The following is a 17,131-nucleotide window of genomic DNA, read 5'->3' as shown; positions in this document are numbered from 1 at the left end:
ACCTCCCCTCATATTAACCGTTTGTGATTCCTAACTCTCTCTCACGCAACACTGTGTTAGCGCGAGCGATTGATTTACGGACTTCACGAATGCGGGCTGGGTTTTCCAGTTGACCTGTAGCGAGTTGAAAGCGAAGATTGAAAAGCTCTTCTTTGAAAGACTTCGCTTTCTGTTCGATTTCAGCAGTGGTCAAGTTACGAATTTCCTCAGCTTTCATTTGTGTCACCACCCACTTCTTCGCGTTTTACGAACTTAGTTTTAACAGGCAGTTTGTGAGAAGCAAGACGAAGAGCTTCACGCGCTACTTCTTCAGAAACACCTGCGATTTCAAACATGATTTTCCCTGGCTTTACTACAGCTACCCATCCTTCAGGAGCACCTTTACCGGAACCCATTCGAACTTCTAGAGGTTTAGCAGTATAAGGCTTAGATGGGAAAATTTTGATCCATACTTTACCGCCACGTTTCATGTAACGAGTCATAGCGATACGAGCAGATTCGATTTGACGGTTTGTGATCCAGCTAGCATCTAGTGCTTGTAGACCGTATTCGCCGAAAGCTACTTCAGTGCCACCTTTAGCACGTCCGCGCATTTTTCCGCGATGTTCTCTGCGGTATTTAACACGTTTAGGTAACAACATGATTTATTTTCCCCCTTCCTCTTTTTGCGTTCCTTTCGTTGGAAGGACTTCACCACGGTAGATCCAAATCTTCACACCAAGCTTACCGTAAGTAGTATCTGCTTCTGCAGTACCATAGTCGATGTCAGCACGAAGTGTGTGAAGAGGCACAGTACCTTCACTGTATGATTCAGAACGAGCAATATCTGCACCGTTTAGGCGTCCAGATACTTCAGTTTTAATACCTTTTGCACCAGCTCTCATCGCACGTTGAATCGTTTGCTTCATAGCACGACGGAATGAGATGCGGTTTTCAAGTTGACGAGCGATGTTTTCAGCAACTAGAGTTGCATCGATGTCAGCTTGCTTGATTTCGAAAATGTTAACGTGAACTCGCTTGCCTGTTAGTTCTGTAAGAGACTTACGAAGAGACTCAACTTCAGAACCACCTTTACCGATTACCATACCAGGCTTAGCAGTTTTAACTGTTACGTTTACTCGGTTTGCTGCACGCTCGATTTCAACGGCTGAAACAGATGCGTCTTTCAAGCGTTTTTCAATATATTCACGAATCTTGATATCTTCGTGTAAAAGGTCAGCGTAATCTTTGTCTGCGTACCATTTAGACTCCCAATCACGGATAACGCCAATTCGAAGTCCTACTGGATTAACTTTTTGACCCACTCGTTATCCCTCCTTCTTTTCTGATACCACTACTGTGATATGGCTAGTGCGCTTGTTAATACGGCTAGCACGACCCATAGCACGTGGGCGGAAACGTTTCATTGTTACTCCTTCGTCTACAAACACTTGAGAAACCGTAAGATCGTTCGGCTCTAGTTCAAGATTGTGTTCTGCGTTAGCAATAGCAGAATTAAGCACTTTCTCAACTAATGGAGAAGCAGCTTTGTTTGTGTTGCGAAGAATGGCAATAGCTTCACCAACTTGCTTTCCCCGAATGAGATCTACGACTAAGCGTGCTTTACGAGGAGCAATACGCACGTGTTTTGCAACAGCTTTAGCTTGCATTCGTTGTACCTCCCCTCAAATTAACGTCTAGTTTTTTTATCATCTGCAGCATGCCCGCGATATGTGCGAGACGGAGCAAATTCACCAAGCTTGTGTCCGACCATGTCTTCTGTAACATAAACCGGTACGTGCTTGCGTCCATCGTATACTGCGAAAGTGTGTCCAATAAACTCTGGGAATACTGTTGAACGACGAGACCAAGTTTTAATAACTTTTTTGTCGTTCTTTTCATTCAAGTCTTCGACCTTTTTCATTAAATGATCGTCGACAAAAGGTCCTTTTTTCAAACTACGACCCATTTGTGAACCTCCCTTTTGTGATTAAGCTACGGCCCCTGCGAACCGTAGGTTAATCGCATTATTTTTTCTTCTTACGACGACGTACGATGTACTTGTCGGAGTCTTTGTTCTTCTTACGCGTTTTGAAACCAAGAGTTGGTTTGCCCCATGGTGACATTGGTGATTTACGTCCGATCGGCGCACGACCTTCACCACCACCGTGTGGGTGATCGACTGGGTTCATTACAGAACCACGAACTGTAGGACGGATACCCATCCAACGAGAGCGTCCAGCTTTACCAACGTTGATAAGTTCATGTTCAAGGTTACCAACTTGACCAATAGTAGCACGGCAAGTAGAAAGAATCATACGAGTCTCTCCAGAACGAAGACGTACAAGTACGTACTTTCCTTCTTTACCTAGTAGCTGAGCTTCTGCACCAGCAGAACGTACTAGCTGTCCACCGCGACCTGGTTTAAGTTCGATGTTATGAATTGTTGTACCAACTGGAATGTTGATTAGTGGAAGAGCGTTTCCTACTTTAATGTCAGCTTCTGGGCCAGACATAATTTCAGTTCCTACTTTTAATCCTTTTGGAGCAAGAATGTAACGCTTTTCTCCATCAGCATAGTTGATTAGAGCGATGTTAGCAGAACGGTTGGGATCGTATTCGATTGTAGCAACGCGTCCTGGTATTCCATCTTTGTCTCGTTTAAAGTCAATAACACGGTATTTACGTTTGTGACCGCCACCTTGGTGACGAACAGTTAAGCGACCTTGGCTGTTACGTCCGCCTTTCTTGTGAAGCGGCGTAAGCAACGATTTTTCCGGCTTGTCTGTCGTGATTTCAGCAAAGTCAGATACTGACATTCCACGACGACCGTTAGTGGTCGGTTTATACTTTTTAATCGCCATTCTCATTTCCCTCCTTCACAATTGTTCTTAGCCTTCAAAGAAGTCCAATTCTTTGCTATCCGGTGTAAGCGTCACGATAGCTTTTTTACGACGTGGTGTAAATCCGCTGTGGCGGCCAACACGTTTCTTTTTACCCATATAGTTCTGAGTGTTCACTCCAGCAACTTTAACTCCGAAGATCTCTTCTAGAGCACTCTTGATTTGAGTTTTGTTAGCACGAGTATCAACTTCGAACGTATATTTTTTGTCTGCCATTACGTCTGTAGTAGCTTCAGTAATAACGGGGCGCTTGATGATGTCACGAGCGTTCATTACGCTAGCACCTCCTCTACTTTTTCCAAAGCGTCTTTTGTCATAACTAGTTTATCAGCTTTAAGGACATCAAGGATGTTGATACCAGCTGAAGTTACAACAGTAACACCAGGAATATTGCGCGCAGATAATGCGACTGCTTCGTTATAGTCACCCGTAACGATTAGCGTTTTGCTATCTGCAGAAAGATTTGAAAGAACTGTTACCATTTCTTTTGTTTTTGGAGCATCAAAAGTAAGGCTTTCTACAGCTACAAAGTTTTCTTCTTGTACTTTAGAAGACAATGCAGATTTGATCGCCAAACGACGAACTTTTTTAGGTAGCTTGTAAGAATAGCTTCTTGGTGTTGGACCGAATACTACTCCACCGCCAACCCATTGTGGTGAACGGATTGAGCCCTGACGAGCACGACCTGTTCCTTTTTGACGCCATGGCTTAGCTCCACCACCACGTACTTCTGAACGGTTTTTTACGTCATGGTTACCTTGACGCAAAGATGCTTGCTGCATGATTACCGCATCATACATAACACTTTCGTTTGGTTCGATTCCGAAGATCGCTTCAGCGAGTTCTACATCGCCTACCTGTGCTCCGGATTGGTTGAACATAGTTACTTTAGGCACTTGGATATCCTCCTTTCTTACTTAGCTTCTTGTGCTTTAGTTGCACTTTGGATAGTCACATAGCTCTTCTTAGCTCCAGGCACGTTCCCTTTTACTAGAAGTAGATTACGTTCTGTATCAACTTTAACAATTTCAAGGTTTTGAACTGTTACACGCTCTCCGCCCATACGTCCAGGTAGAAGTTTACCTTTCATTACGCGCATCGGATCGATAGGACCCATAGCACCAGGACGACGGTGGTAACGAGAACCGTGAGTCATTGGTCCGCGAGATTGGTTATGACGCTTGATAGCACCTTGGAAACCTTTCCCTTTAGACGTACCAGTTACATCAACTACGTCACCTTCGTTAAAGATATCAACTTTGACTTCCTGACCAATTTCGTAACTACCTTCAGCGTTACGAATTTCCTTCACGAAGCGCTTAGGTGTAGTGCTTGCTTTTGTAGCATGGCCTTCCTCAGGCTTGTTGTAACGAGACTTTTTCTTGTCAGCGAATCCAAGCTGGATTGCTTCGTAGCCATCAGTATCAACAGCTTTCTTTTGAAGAACAACGTTAGGTTCTGCTTCAACCACAGTTACTGGGATGATATCACCGTTGTCAGCAAAGATTTGAGTCATGCCTACTTTTCTTCCTAAGATTCCTTTGGTCATTAGTCACACCTCCTAAATGTGTTTTAAATAGTTTTATATAGCGTTCTATTAAAGTTTAATTTCAATGTCAACGCCTGACGGTAGATCTAAACGCATTAGAGAATCAACCGTTTGTGGTGTTGGCTCAATGATGTCGATTAGACGCTTGTGCGTACGCATTTCGAATTGCTCACGAGCATCTTTGTACTTATGAACCGCACGTAGAACTGTATAAACAGCTCTTTCCGTCGGCAACGGGATTGGTCCGGATACTTTTGCACCTGAACGTTTTGCTGTTTCTACAATTTTCTCAGCAGATTGATCAAGAATACGGTGATCATATGCCTTTAAACGAATACGAATCTTTTGCTTTGCCATTATTTCCCCTCCTTTTTCGCCCATATTTTAATAGACAGTTCTCCGTGAAAATAACCCCAACACACTCGCCATGGCAAAGGGGCCGGGTGTGTCAGCAACCTTCCACTTCATCGCTGTTTATGACCAACATTCTTATTATACTAAAACCTCTGCATTTACGCAAGGCTTTTGTCTAGATAATGAATATGTCGATCGCACACTTTTAATATTATAACGGGCTACTTTAAAAATTGCAAGATGCATTACTATTTTCGCAATATTTCATATAAAAAAGCACCCGGTTAATATCCGGGTGCTTTTAAAATATCGATACTACTCGATGATTGTTGCAACAACGCCTGCGCCTACAGTACGTCCACCTTCACGGATAGAGAACTTAGTTCCGTCTTCGATTGCGATCGGAGCGATAAGTTCAACTGTCATTTCGATGTTGTCTCCAGGCATAACCATTTCAACGCCTTCTGGAAGTTGAATTGTACCAGTTACGTCAGTTGTACGGAAGTAGAACTGAGGACGGTAGTTAGCGAAGAATGGAGTATGACGTCCACCTTCTTCTTTTGAAAGAACGTAAACTTCAGCTTTGAACTTAGTGTGAGCCTTAACAGTACCAGGCTTAACTAGTACTTGTCCACGCTGAATGTCTTCACGAGCTACACCACGAAGTAGTGCGCCGATGTTGTCGCCAGCTTCTGCATAGTCAAGAAGCTTACGGAACATTTCTACACCAGTAACTGTTGTTTTCTTGCTCTCTTCTTGAAGACCAAGAATTTCAATTTCGTCACCGACTTTAACTTGTCCACGCTCAACACGTCCAGTAGCAACTGTACCACGACCAGTGATTGAGAATACGTCCTCAACTGGCATCATGAATGGCTTGTCAGTGTCACGCTCTGGAGTTGGGATGTACTCATCAACAGCGTCCATAAGTTCGAAGATTTTCGCTTCGTACTCATCGTCGCCTTCTAGAGCTTTAAGTGCAGAACCTTTGATTACTGGAACTTCGTCGCCATCGAAGTCGTACTCAGAAAGAAGGTCACGAACTTCCATTTCAACTAGTTCAAGTAGCTCTTCGTCGTCAACCATGTCACACTTGTTAAGGAATACAACAAGCATAGGTACACCAACCTGACGAGAAAGAAGGATGTGCTCACGAGTCTGAGGCATTGGGCCGTCAGCTGCAGATACTACAAGAATTCCTCCGTCCATCTGTGCAGCACCAGTGATCATGTTTTTAACATAGTCAGCGTGACCTGGGCAGTCAACGTGTGCATAGTGACGGTTTTCTGTTTCATACTCAACGTGTGCAGTTGAGATTGTGATTCCACGCTCACGCTCTTCTGGAGCACCATCGATTTGGTCGTAAGCCATAGCAGTACCGCTACCAGAACGCTTGTGAAGCACAGAAGTGATCGCAGCTGTTAGAGTAGTTTTACCATGGTCAACGTGTCCAATTGTACCAATGTTAACGTGGGGTTTCGAACGGTCGAATTTTTCTTTTGACATTAGTGTTTCCTCCTTTAATTACCAAAGAATTATCTATGCCAAGATAGGCGTATGAATATAATTCTCGCCTATCTTAGATTACAACAAAACTTGCTTTGCTACAATTATTCGCCTGTAGCTTTTTTGATGATTTCTGCAGAGATTGATTTAGGCACTTCTTCGTAGTGATCGAAGGACATTGTGTAAGTACCGCGCCCTTGAGTACGAGAACGAAGTGTAGTTGCATAACCAAACATTTCAGATAGTGGTACGAACGCGTTGATAACCTGTGCGTTTCCGCGAGCAGCCATACCTTCTACGCGTCCACGACGGCTTGTTACGTCGCCCATGATATCGCCCATGTATTCTTCTGGAACTACAACTTCAACCTTCATCATTGGCTCAAGTAGTGCAGGGTCACAATGGTCTTTAGCTTTCTTAAGAGCCATTGAAGCAGCTACTTTAAATGCCATTTCGTTTGAGTCAACGTCGTGGTAAGAACCATCGACAAGACGAGCTTTAACGTCGATTAGTGGGTAACCAGCTAGTAGCCCGTTATCCATTGCATCGCGAAGACCAGCTTCAACTGCAGGTACGTATTCACGTGGAACTACACCACCAACAATTTTGTTTTCAAACTCAAAGCCAGCGCCTTCTTCGTTAGGTTCGAATTCAACCCATACGTGTCCGTATTGTCCACGACCACCAGACTGACGTACGAATTTACCTTCAACCTTAGCACCCTTCTTAATAGACTCACGGTATGCAACCTGAGGAGCACCAACTGTTGCATCAACTTTGAACTCACGACGTAGACGGTCAACGATGATATCAAGGTGAAGCTCACCCATACCAGAGATGATCGTTTGGCCAGTCTCTTCGTTTGTTTCAGTTTTGAAAGTTGGATCTTCTTCAGCTAGCTTAGCAAGTGCTACTGCCATCTTATCTTGGTCACTCTTCGTTTTTGGTTCGATCGCAACCGAGATAACTGGATCTGGGAAGTCCATAGACTCAAGGATAACTGTATCCTTTTCGTCACATAGAGTATCACCAGTAGAAGTGTCTTTCAGACCAACTGCCGCTGCGATATCTCCTGCGTATACAGTAGAGATTTCTTCACGAGAGTTAGCGTGCATCTGAAGAATACGTCCTACACGTTCACGCTTGTCTTTTGTAGAGTTCTTAACGTAAGAACCTGAAGATAGCGTTCCTGAGTAAACACGGAAGAATGTAAGCTTACCAACGTAAGGGTCAGTCATTACTTTAAATGCAAGTGCAGAGAAAGGACCGTTATCGTCAGCAGAACGAAGTACTTCTTCTTCAGAATCTTTTAGATGTCCTTTGATTGCAGGTACATCTAATGGAGAAGGAAGATAGTCTAGAACAGCATCAAGAACTAGTTGAACACCTTTGTTCTTAAATGCAGATCCGCATAGTACAGGGTAGAATTCAACGTTACAAGTTCCTTTACGGATTGCAGCCTTGATTTCTTCCTCTGTAAGCTCTTCACCTTCAAGGTATTTCATCATTAGATCTTCTTCAAGCTCTGCTACAGCTTCGATCAACTTCGTACGGTACTCCTCAGCTTGTTCCTTGTATTCAGCAGGAATTTCGCGAGCTTCTGTACGAGAACCTAGTTCATCAAGATAGTAGAAAGCCTGCATCGAAATAAGATCGATGATACCTTCAAACTCATCCTCAGCACCGATTGGTAGCTGAACCGGGTGAGCGTTAGCTTGCAGACGTTCATTAAGTGTGCCTGTGGAATATAGGAAGTCCGCACCTAGTTTATCCATCTTATTGATGAATACGATACGTGGAACCCCGTAGTTTGTAGCTTGACGCCAAACAGTTTCTGTTTGCGGTTCAACACCTGATTGCGCATCAAGTACCGCAACTGCTCCATCTAATACACGTAAAGAACGTTCAACTTCTACCGTGAAGTCTACGTGACCAGGCGTGTCAATGATGTTAACACGGTGGTCTTTCCACTGGGCAGTGGTAGCAGCAGAAGTGATCGTGATTCCACGCTCCTGCTCCTGCTCCATCCAGTCCATCTGAGAGCCACCTTCGTGAGTCTCACCGATTTTGTGGATACGCCCTGAATAGAAAAGAATACGCTCGGTTGTTGTTGTTTTACCAGCATCGATGTGTGCCATGATACCGATATTACGTGTATCTTTTAAGGAGAATTCTCTTGCCATTAGTATTTCTCCTTCCTTTTATAAAGATAGTAGTTTTATTTAACTGGCGATTACCAGCGGTAGTGAGCAAACGCTTTGTTTGCTTCTGCCATTTTGTGCATTTCTTCACGCTTCTTAACAGAAGCACCAGTGTTATTAGCTGCATCCATGATTTCGTATGCTAGTCTTTCTACCATTGTTTTCTCACCGCGAAGACGAGAATAGTTAACAAGGTAACGAAGTCCTAGAGTTGTACGACGATCTGGACGTACCTCAACCGGTACCTGGTAGTTAGCACCACCAACACGACGAGCGCGTACTTCAAGTACTGGCATAACGTTTTTCAAAGCTTGATCGAATACTTCCATAGCTTCTGTGTTAGTACGCTCCTGGATAAGATCGAATGCTTTGTAAAGAACTTGTTGTGCCTTACCTTTTTGGCCGTCTACCATAAGACGGTTGATTAGGCGAGTTACAAGCTTGGATTTGTAAATTGGATCTGGTAATACGTCACGACGTTCTACTGGACCTTTACGTGGCATGGGAAGACCCCCTTTCTCAATTGTTGTTTAAGATTATTACTTCTTAGCTGCTTTCGGTCTCTTAGTACCGTATTTAGAACGACCTTGCATACGATCGTTAACACCTGCAGTGTCAAGTGCACCACGTACGATGTGATAACGTACACCCGGTAAGTCTTTAACACGTCCTCCACGGATAAGCACTACACTGTGCTCCTGAAGGTTGTGACCGATACCAGGGATATAAGCAGTAACTTCGATTCCGTTAGTAAGACGAACACGAGCGTATTTACGCAATGCAGAGTTCGGCTTCTTTGGAGTCATTGTACCCACACGAGTACATACACCACGTTTTTGTGGAGATGAAAGATCTGTATGAGTCTTTTTGAAGCTATTATATCCTTTGTTCAATGCAGGAGAGTCAGATTTCTTAGTCTTAGAAACGCGTCCCTTGCGAACAAGTTGGTTAATAGTTGGCATTTTGTTTTCCTCCCTTCTTAAGTGATTAGCAAGCCCACACATCCAGGTGGTTCATGTATAGATAAAAGGAAAGTTTTTGCCGGTCAGTTCATACTGAACCAGACAAAAACGGTTATGCTTTTATCGTTACTGTTGCCGCCCCTACTTCGATGCCGCATGCCTTGCCAAGTTTTTTCATTGAATCAACCCGGTGTATAGGAATGCTCTTCTCTTTAGCGAGAGCAACAACCTTAGAAGTAACCCTGCGATCAGCGTCGTCAGCAACAAATACTTCCTTCGCTTCCCCAATCTGGAGGGCCTTAAGAGTTTGTTTTGTCCCGATTATTAATTCATCTGCCTGTGATACTTTTTCATAAGACACAGATATATCCTCCAAAGCAACAGGATTATCGGGAGCACCTTGGATATAATATCACCCTGTACTCCCGATGTCAACACTTCCCCTGTTTATTCTTGATTCACTAAAGCACTTTCGTCCTGCTCAAGATGTTCTGTTGCTTCTTGCGCTTCTCCAGCAACATTGATCCTGCGGTAACGTTGCATACCAGTACCTGCCGGAACAAGCTTACCGATAATAACATTTTCCTTTAGACCAAGAAGTTCGTCACGTTTACCTTTAATCGCAGCATCAGTTAGGACACGAGTTGTTTCCTGGAATGATGCAGCAGATAAGAAGGATTCAGTCTCAAGAGATGCTTTCGTAATTCCGAGAAGTACCGGACGTCCAGTAGCTGGCAATCCGCCCTTAACAAGAACTTTTCTATTCACATCTTTGAACTGATGGATGTCAACAAGTGATCCAGGAAGTACTTCCGTATCACCTGCATCGATAACGCGGATCTTACGCATCATCTGACGAACCATTACTTCAACGTGCTTATCACCGATTTCAACACCCTGCATACGGTATACCTTCTGCACTTCTGCTAGGAGGTATTCTTGTACGCCGTCGATACCGCTGATCGTTAGGAGCTGCTTAGGATCGATTGAACCTTCTGTTAAGGCTTGACCAGCCTGAACGACATCTCCTACTGCTACTTTAAGGCGTGCACCATAAGGTACTGGGTAATTACGAGTTTCGGTTTCACCCTGTACAACGATTTCCTTCTTCTCTTTGACTTCAGCCATATCGATGACTGTTCCATCAAGTTCAGAAATAACCGCCTGACCTTTTGGATTACGGGCTTCAAATAGCTCCTGGATACGCGGAAGACCTTGAGTGATGTCATCTCCGGCAACCCCACCTGTGTGGAATGTACGCATCGTCAACTGTGTACCAGGTTCTCCGATAGATTGTGCAGCGATGATTCCAACTGCTTCTCCAACTTCTACGCGAGTACCAGTCGCAAGGTTGCGTCCATAACACTTTTTACATACGCCGTGGCGTGTGCTACATGTGAAGGCAGAACGGATATGAACATTCTCGATACCAGCTTCGACGATTGCCCCAGCAATGTCTTCCGTGATAAGAGAGTTTTTCTCCACAAGAACTTCGTTCGTTTCTGGGTGTTTCACTTTCTTGAACGCTACACGTCCAACAAGGCGATCGTATAACCCTTCGATCAATTCGTTACCGTTCTTGATCGCACTAACTTCAAGTCCACGATCTGTTCCACAGTCGTCTTCGCGAACGATAACGTCCTGCGCAACATCTACAAGTCGACGAGTCAGATAACCTGAGTCCGCTGTCTTAAGTGCTGTATCGGCAAGACCTTTACGCGCACCGTGAGTAGAAATAAAGTATTCTAGTACCGTTAGACCTTCACGGAAGCTTGATTTGATCGGTAGTTCGATGATTTGTCCAGATGGGTTAGCCATCAAACCACGCATACCAGCTAACTGTGTGAAGTTAGATGCGTTACCACGAGCTCCTGAATCACTCATCATAAAGATTGGGTTATCTGTTTCAAGAGTCTTCATCAGTTTCTCTTGGATGCGGTCTTTTGCACCACTCCAGATCGAGATAACTCGGTCATAACGCTCATCGTCAGTGATTAGACCACGACGGAACTGCTTGAGAACTTTTTCTACTTTTTCTTCAGCTTCAGAAATGATTTCTTGCTTTTCAGCAAGTACTACGACGTCAGATACACCAACTGTAATACCAGCTTTTGTTGAATATTTGAATCCAAGGTCCTTCATTCGATCTAGCATGCGAGAAGTTTCCGTTACTTTGAAACGCTTGAATACTTCAGCGATGATCTTACCGAGTATGCCTTTCTTGAACGGAGTGATGATCTCACGCTTTGCGATCTCTTCTTTCACATTTACACCATGTGGAAGGAAGTACCTTTCAGGAGTTGCTACTTCAAGGTTAGTCGTCGTTGGCTCGTTAATATACGGGAACGACTCCGGTAAGATCTCGTTGAAGATCAGCTTACCGACCGTTGTAACTAACAACTGTTTATTCTGCTCTTCAGTAAATGCAGATTTATTAAGAGAAGAAGCTGGGATTGCAACACGAGAATGAAGGTGTACATATCCATTCTGGTATGCGATCAGCGCTTCGTTTGTATCTTTAAATACAGAACCTTCTCCAATTGCTCCTTCACGTTCCATAGTAAGGTAGTAGTTACCTAGTACCATATCCTGTGATGGTGTTACAACTGGCTTACCATCCTTAGGGTTTAGAATGTTCTGTGCTGCAAGCATCAAGATACGTGCTTCAGCTTGAGCTTCTGCAGATAGTGGAACGTGAACTGCCATTTGGTCACCATCAAAGTCAGCGTTGTATGCTGTACAAACGAGCGGGTGAAGACGAATAGCACGTCCTTCTACAAGAATCGGTTCAAACGCCTGGATACCAAGACGGTGAAGAGTTGGCGCTCGGTTAAGAAGAACAGGGTGTTCTTTAATAACGTTCTCGAGTACGTCCCAAACTTCAGGATGAACCTTTTCAACTTTACGCTTAGCACTCTTAATGTTGTGAGCAAGACCTTTAGATACAAGCTCCTTCATCACGAATGGCTTGAATAGTTCAAGTGCCATTTCTTTTGGTAGACCACACTGGTACATCTTAAGGTGTGGACCTACGACGATAACGGAACGGCCTGAGTAGTCAACACGCTTACCAAGAAGGTTTTGACGGAAGCGTCCCTGCTTACCTTTCAACATGTGAGAAAGAGACTTCAATGGACGGTTACCAGGACCTGTAACAGGTCGGCCACGACGACCATTGTCGATTAGAGCGTCTACTGCTTCTTGCAACATACGTTTTTCGTTCTGAACGATGATACTCGGTGCCCCAAGATCTAAAAGTCGCTTCAAACGATTGTTACGGTTGATCACACGACGGTAAAGATCGTTAAGGTCAGACGTCGCAAAACGACCACCATCAAGCTGAACCATCGGACGAAGTTCTGGCGGGATTACCGGTAGAACATCTAGGATCATCCATGCTGGATTGTTACCAGAGCCACGGAACGCTTCAAGTACTTCTAAACGTTTGATCGCTCTTGTTCTACGCTGTCCTTGAGCCGTCTTCAATTCTTCTTTCAAAACATCTACTTCTTTATCAAGGTCGATGTCAAACAGTAATCTACGGATTGCCTCGGCACCCATTTCAGCTGAGAAAGTTTTCCCGTACTTCTCGCGATATGCACGGTATTCTTTCTCTGAAAGAAGTTGTTTTTTCTCTAGAGGCGTGTCACCTGCTTCTGTTACAACGTAAGAAGCAAAGTAAATAACCTCTTCAAGTGCGCGTGGAGACATGTCAAGAACAAGTCCCATACGACTTGGAATCCCTTTAAAGTACCAGATGTGGGAGACAGGGGCAGCAAGCTCAATGTGCCCCATTCTCTCACGACGTACTTTTGCACGTGTTACTTCAACTCCACAGCGGTCACAAACGACTCCTTTATAACGGATACGCTTGTATTTACCACAGTGACATTCCCAGTCCTTAGTAGGGCCGAAGATACGCTCACAGAAAAGTCCATCTTTCTCTGGCTTTAAGGTACGGTAGTTAATGGTTTCTGGCTTCTTCACTTCTCCTCTTGACCAGGAGCGAATTTTATCCGGTGACGCCAGACCGATTTTCATATACTCAAATTTATTGACATCTATCAAGGGGCCTACCTCCCTTTAGAATTCAGGTTTAACCCTTACTCACTCGCCTGATTTGACCCAACATTCAAGTTTAATTTCTCACTGGATTGGTCTTCTTCATCGTCTAACTCTTTCATTTCGATCTCTTGCTCATCACTAGCTAGCATTTTCACGTCCATACCTAGAGATTGCAATTCTTTGATCAGAACTTTAAACGATTCAGGAATACCAGGCTCAGGAACATTTTCACCTTTTACGATTGCTTCGTAAGTCTTAACACGTCCAACAACATCATCTGACTTAACAGTTAGAATCTCTTGTAGTGTATATGCAGCACCGTATGCTTCAAGTGCCCATACCTCCATCTCACCGAAACGCTGTCCACCGAATTGTGCTTTACCACCAAGCGGCTGCTGTGTAACGAGTGAGTATGGTCCTGTAGAACGTGCGTGAAGTTTGTCATCAACCATGTGAGCAAGTTTGATCATATACATGACACCGACAGAGATGCGGTTGTCGAATGGTTCACCTGTACGACCATCGTAAAGAACAGTTTTACCATCACGTGGCATACCTGCTTCTTCAAGCGTTTCCCACACATCTTCCTCGCGGGCTCCATCAAATACTGGAGTTGCAACATGGATGCCAAGCGCACGCGCTGCCATTCCGATGTGCATCTCTAACACCTGTCCGATGTTCATACGAGACGGAACACCAAGCGGGTTCAACATGATATCGATCGGCGTACCATCAGGTAAGTACGGCATGTCTTCTTCAGGAAGTATCCTTGAGATAACACCCTTGTTACCGTGGCGTCCCGCCATTTTATCTCCTTCATGAATCTTACGCTTCTGTACGATATATACGCGAACTAGCTGATTTACTCCCGGAGGAAGCTCATCGCCATCTTCTCGGTTAAAGATCTTCACGTCGAGCACGATTCCGTCGCCGCCATGAGGGACACGTAATGAAGTATCACGTACTTCACGAGCTTTTTCTCCGAAGATTGCGTGAAGAAGACGTTCTTCAGCCGTAAGTTCCGTAACACCCTTAGGCGTTACTTTACCAACGAGGATATCGCCGTCTTTTACTTCAGCACCCATGCGAATAATTCCTCGCTCATCAAGGTTACGGAGAGCGTCTTCCCCAACGTTAGGAATATCACGAGTGATTTCTTCAGGTCCAAGCTTCGTGTCACGAGCTTCTGACTCATACTCTTCAATATGAATTGACGTATAAACGTCATCTTTTACGAGACGTTCGCTCATAATAATAGCATCCTCGTAGTTGTAACCTTCCCATGTCATAAATCCGACAAGGACGTTACGACCGAGTGCCATTTCGCCTTTTTCCATTGAAGGACCGTCACCAAGAATTTCTCCTTTAACGACGCGGTCACCTTCGTCTACGATCGGCTTCTGGTTATAGCAAGTTCCTTGGTTGGAACGGATAAACTTCAGTAATCGATAGCGATCGAGGTCGCCTTTCACTTCCTGACCATCTACAACGGAGATACGACGAACGTGAATTTCTGCAGCAGACGCATACTCGACGATACCGTCGTGTTTACAGATGACAGCAGCACCGGAATCTTTTCCGTTAACGTGCTCCATCCCTGTTCCTACGATTGGTGATTCAGGAACCATCAAAGGTACAGCCTGACGCTGCATGTTCGCACCCATTAGTGCACGGTTGGAGTCATCGTTCTCAAGGAACGGGATACAAGCCGTTGCAGCCGAAACAACCTGCTTCGGGGATACGTCCATGTAATCGATCTTGTCACGGTTGATGATGATGTTTTCATCACGGAAACGCGCAACAATATCTTCTTCTTTAAATGATCCATCATCGTTTAGCTTAGCGTTTGCCTGTGCCACAACGTAATTATCCTGTTCATCAGCAGTAAGGTAATCAATAAACTCTGTTACCTTTCCTGTTTCAGGATCTACTCTGCGGTAAGGCGTCTCGATAAACCCAAACTTGTTAACTCGCGCGTATGAAGATAGGGAGTTAATCAGTCCGATGTTTGGACCCTCTGGTGTTTCGATCGGACACATTCTTCCGTAGTGAGAATAGTGAACGTCACGAACTTCGAATCCTGCACGCTCACGAGTTAGTCCACCCGGTCCAAGAGCAGATAAACGACGCTTGTGAGTAAGCTCAGCTAGCGGGTTTGTCTGGTCCATGAACTGAGATAGCTGTGAGCTACCAAAGAATTCTTTGATCGATGCAATTACCGGACGAATGTTGATTAGCGCCTGTGGCGTGATCACATTTGTGTCCTGGATTGACATACGCTCTCTTACTACACGTTCCATTCTGGACAAACCAATACGGAATTGGTTTTGTAGCAATTCACCTACTGAACGAAGGCGGCGGTTACCAAGATGATCGATATCATCTGTGTTACCAACCTGGTGAAGAAGGTTAAAGAAGTAATTGATAGAAGAAATGATATCTCCAGGCGTGATGTTTTTCACTCCGGAGTCAATTCCACCATTACCCATAACATTAATCACACGTTCACCTTCAGGATCGTCAGGTGCATATATCTTAATAGATTGTAATCCTATAGAATCATCTTCAATTACCCCGCCATGAGGTTCAACGTTTTTAAATCCAACGTTTGTTTCAATAGCAGGTAGAATCTTATCTAGCAGGCGGCGATCAAGAATCGCGCCTTCTTCCGCAATCACTTCGCCTGTCTCAGGGTCAACGAGCGTTTCTGCTAAACGTTGATTGAATAGACGGTTCTTGATATGAAGCTTTTTATTAATCTTGTAGCGTCCTACATTTGCTAAGTCATAACGCTTCGGATCAAAAAAGCGGGAATCAAGTAAGCTTTTTGCGTTATCGACAGTCGGTGGCTCACCAGGACGTAAGCGTTCATAGATTTCTAGAAGCGCTTTTTCTGTTCCGTCCGTGTTGTCCTTTTCCAGGGTATTGCGAAGATATTCATCTTCACCTAGGAGATCTATGATTTCTTGATCAGACCCAAACCCTAACGCTCTGAGCAATACCGTAATCGGTAGCTTTCTAGTACGGTCGATCCGTACGTAGACAATATCCTTGGCATCAGTTTCAAATTCCAGCCATGCTCCTCGGTTTGGAATGACAGTAGCTGTATATCCCTTTTTGCCGTTCTTATCAATCTTCTTGCTATAGTAGACACTTGGAGAACGCACAAGCTGAGATACGATGACTCGTTCTGCCCCATTAATAATAAAAGTACCTGTTTCAGTCATCAACGGGAAGTCACCCATGAATACTTCTTGTTCCTTAACTTCACCCGTCTCTTTATTGATTAGGCGCACTTTTACTCGTAAAGGTGCAGAGTATGTCACATCTCGCTCTTTGGTTTCTTCCACGGGATACTTTGGTTCACCCAGGCTATAGTCAACAAACTCTAGCACAAGATTACCAGTGAAATCTTCAATCGGAGAAATATCCTGGAACATTTCTCGTAAACCCTCATCAAGAAACCATTGATAAGAAGCCGTTTGAATCTCAATTAGATTTGGTAAATCTAATACTTCTTTGATTCGCGCGTAGCTTCTTCTTTGGCGGTGGCGTCCATACTGAACTAGTTGGCCTGTCAAATGATTCACCCCTCAAATCCAGCGTATTTAT

General features: G+C 44.3%; 17 protein-coding genes. All 17 read right to left on the bottom strand.

What is annotated here, in order from left to right; genetic code table 11:
* Positions 1-13: 13 nt before the first annotated feature.
* Entirely contained in the window at positions 14-217 is a 204-nt protein-coding gene (gene rpmC, locus PFZ69_RS19580; RefSeq protein ID WP_048313330.1) for a 50S ribosomal protein L29, read from the bottom strand.
* Positions 207-641, bottom strand: a complete 435-nt coding sequence (gene rplP / locus PFZ69_RS19575) for a 50S ribosomal protein L16 (RefSeq protein ID WP_270182793.1) — start codon at positions 639-641, stop codon at positions 207-209. The genes rpmC and rplP overlap by 11 nt, the downstream gene beginning before the upstream one ends.
* A gap of 3 nt (positions 642-644) precedes the next feature.
* Positions 645-1,304, bottom strand: coding sequence for a 30S ribosomal protein S3 (rpsC, locus tag PFZ69_RS19570; protein WP_270182792.1), 660 nt, complete (start codon positions 1,302-1,304; stop codon positions 645-647).
* 3 nt (positions 1,305-1,307) lie between these two features.
* Positions 1,308-1,649, bottom strand: a complete 342-nt coding sequence (gene rplV, locus PFZ69_RS19565; RefSeq protein WP_270182791.1) for a 50S ribosomal protein L22 — start codon at positions 1,647-1,649, stop codon at positions 1,308-1,310.
* A gap of 20 nt (positions 1,650-1,669) precedes the next feature.
* A complete protein-coding gene (gene rpsS / locus PFZ69_RS19560; RefSeq protein ID WP_224885224.1) occupies positions 1,670-1,948 on the bottom strand; it encodes a 30S ribosomal protein S19 in 279 nt (92 codons plus the stop codon).
* Between the two features lie 58 nt (positions 1,949-2,006).
* Positions 2,007-2,843 (bottom strand): 50S ribosomal protein L2, encoded by an 837-nt coding sequence (rplB, locus tag PFZ69_RS19555; RefSeq protein WP_270182790.1) that lies wholly within the window; start codon positions 2,841-2,843, stop codon positions 2,007-2,009.
* A gap of 27 nt (positions 2,844-2,870) precedes the next feature.
* Positions 2,871-3,155 carry a 50S ribosomal protein L23 gene (gene rplW, locus PFZ69_RS19550; protein ID WP_224885228.1) on the bottom strand — a complete coding sequence of 95 codons (285 nt, stop codon included), beginning with the start codon at positions 3,153-3,155 and terminating at the stop codon, positions 2,871-2,873.
* Complete coding sequence (gene rplD, locus PFZ69_RS19545; RefSeq protein ID WP_270182789.1) at positions 3,155-3,778, bottom strand: 50S ribosomal protein L4; 624 nt, start codon at positions 3,776-3,778, stop codon at positions 3,155-3,157. Before rplD ends, rplW begins: the two co-directional genes overlap by 1 nt.
* A gap of 17 nt (positions 3,779-3,795) precedes the next feature.
* A complete protein-coding gene (gene rplC, locus PFZ69_RS19540; RefSeq protein ID WP_270182788.1) occupies positions 3,796-4,431 on the bottom strand; it encodes a 50S ribosomal protein L3 in 636 nt (211 codons plus the stop codon).
* A 48-nt stretch (positions 4,432-4,479) separates the two neighbouring features.
* Entirely contained in the window at positions 4,480-4,788 is a 309-nt protein-coding gene (rpsJ, locus tag PFZ69_RS19535) for a 30S ribosomal protein S10 (protein WP_224885234.1), read from the bottom strand.
* Between the two features lie 312 nt (positions 4,789-5,100).
* A complete protein-coding gene (gene tuf, locus PFZ69_RS19530) occupies positions 5,101-6,291 on the bottom strand; it encodes an elongation factor Tu (RefSeq protein WP_270182787.1) in 1,191 nt (396 codons plus the stop codon).
* A gap of 104 nt (positions 6,292-6,395) precedes the next feature.
* On the bottom strand, positions 6,396-8,474 hold the full coding sequence (gene fusA / locus PFZ69_RS19525) for an elongation factor G (RefSeq protein ID WP_270182786.1): 2,079 nt from the start codon (positions 8,472-8,474) through the stop codon (positions 6,396-6,398).
* Positions 8,475-8,524: 50 nt separating this feature from the next.
* Positions 8,525-8,995 carry a 30S ribosomal protein S7 gene (rpsG, locus tag PFZ69_RS19520; protein ID WP_270182785.1) on the bottom strand — a complete coding sequence of 157 codons (471 nt, stop codon included), beginning with the start codon at positions 8,993-8,995 and terminating at the stop codon, positions 8,525-8,527.
* Positions 8,996-9,031: 36 nt separating this feature from the next.
* Positions 9,032-9,454, bottom strand: coding sequence for a 30S ribosomal protein S12 (gene rpsL, locus PFZ69_RS19515; protein WP_270182784.1), 423 nt, complete (start codon positions 9,452-9,454; stop codon positions 9,032-9,034).
* 112 nt (positions 9,455-9,566) lie between these two features.
* Positions 9,567-9,815: a 50S ribosomal protein L7ae-like protein gene (locus tag PFZ69_RS19510; RefSeq protein ID WP_270182783.1), complete on the bottom strand. Its 249-nt coding sequence runs from the start codon at positions 9,813-9,815 to the stop codon at positions 9,567-9,569.
* An 86-nt stretch (positions 9,816-9,901) separates the two neighbouring features.
* A complete protein-coding gene (gene rpoC, locus PFZ69_RS19505) occupies positions 9,902-13,522 on the bottom strand; it encodes a DNA-directed RNA polymerase subunit beta' (protein ID WP_270182782.1) in 3,621 nt (1,206 codons plus the stop codon).
* Positions 13,523-13,557: 35 nt separating this feature from the next.
* Entirely contained in the window at positions 13,558-17,100 is a 3,543-nt protein-coding gene (gene rpoB / locus PFZ69_RS19500; RefSeq protein ID WP_270182781.1) for a DNA-directed RNA polymerase subunit beta, read from the bottom strand.
* Positions 17,101-17,131: the final 31 nt, after the last annotated feature.

It is taken from the genome of Alkalihalobacillus sp. CinArs1, from assembly GCF_947387515.1.
Classification (GTDB): domain Bacteria; phylum Bacillota; class Bacilli; order Bacillales; family Guptibacillaceae; genus Guptibacillus.
Note: the sequence above shows the minus strand (reverse complement) of the source record. Positions and strands in the feature narration are given on the sequence as shown.

Bases quoted from the DNA above. Each gene is read 5' to 3' on its own strand.
- tuf (WP_270182787.1), bottom strand. From the start codon at position 6,291: ATGTCAAAAGAAAAATTCGACCGTTCGAAACCCCACGTTAACATTGGT.
- rplP (WP_270182793.1), bottom strand. From the start codon at position 641: ATGTTGTTACCTAAACGTGTTAAATACCGCAGAGAACATCGCGGAAAA.
- rpsS (WP_224885224.1), bottom strand. From the start codon at position 1,948: ATGGGTCGTAGTTTGAAAAAAGGACCTTTTGTCGACGATCATTTAATG.
- rpsG (WP_270182785.1), bottom strand. From the start codon at position 8,995: ATGCCACGTAAAGGTCCAGTAGAACGTCGTGACGTATTACCAGATCCA.
- fusA (WP_270182786.1), bottom strand. From the start codon at position 8,474: ATGGCAAGAGAATTCTCCTTAAAAGATACACGTAATATCGGTATCATG.
- rplB (WP_270182790.1), bottom strand. From the start codon at position 2,843: ATGGCGATTAAAAAGTATAAACCGACCACTAACGGTCGTCGTGGAATG.
- rplW (WP_224885228.1), bottom strand. From the start codon at position 3,155: ATGAACGCTCGTGACATCATCAAGCGCCCCGTTATTACTGAAGCTACT.
- rpsL (WP_270182784.1), bottom strand. From the start codon at position 9,454: ATGCCAACTATTAACCAACTTGTTCGCAAGGGACGCGTTTCTAAGACT.
- rpmC (WP_048313330.1), bottom strand. From the start codon at position 217: ATGAAAGCTGAGGAAATTCGTAACTTGACCACTGCTGAAATCGAACAG.
- rplV (WP_270182791.1), bottom strand. From the start codon at position 1,649: ATGCAAGCTAAAGCTGTTGCAAAACACGTGCGTATTGCTCCTCGTAAA.
- rplC (WP_270182788.1), bottom strand. From the start codon at position 4,431: ATGACCAAAGGAATCTTAGGAAGAAAAGTAGGCATGACTCAAATCTTT.
- rpsJ (WP_224885234.1), bottom strand. From the start codon at position 4,788: ATGGCAAAGCAAAAGATTCGTATTCGTTTAAAGGCATATGATCACCGT.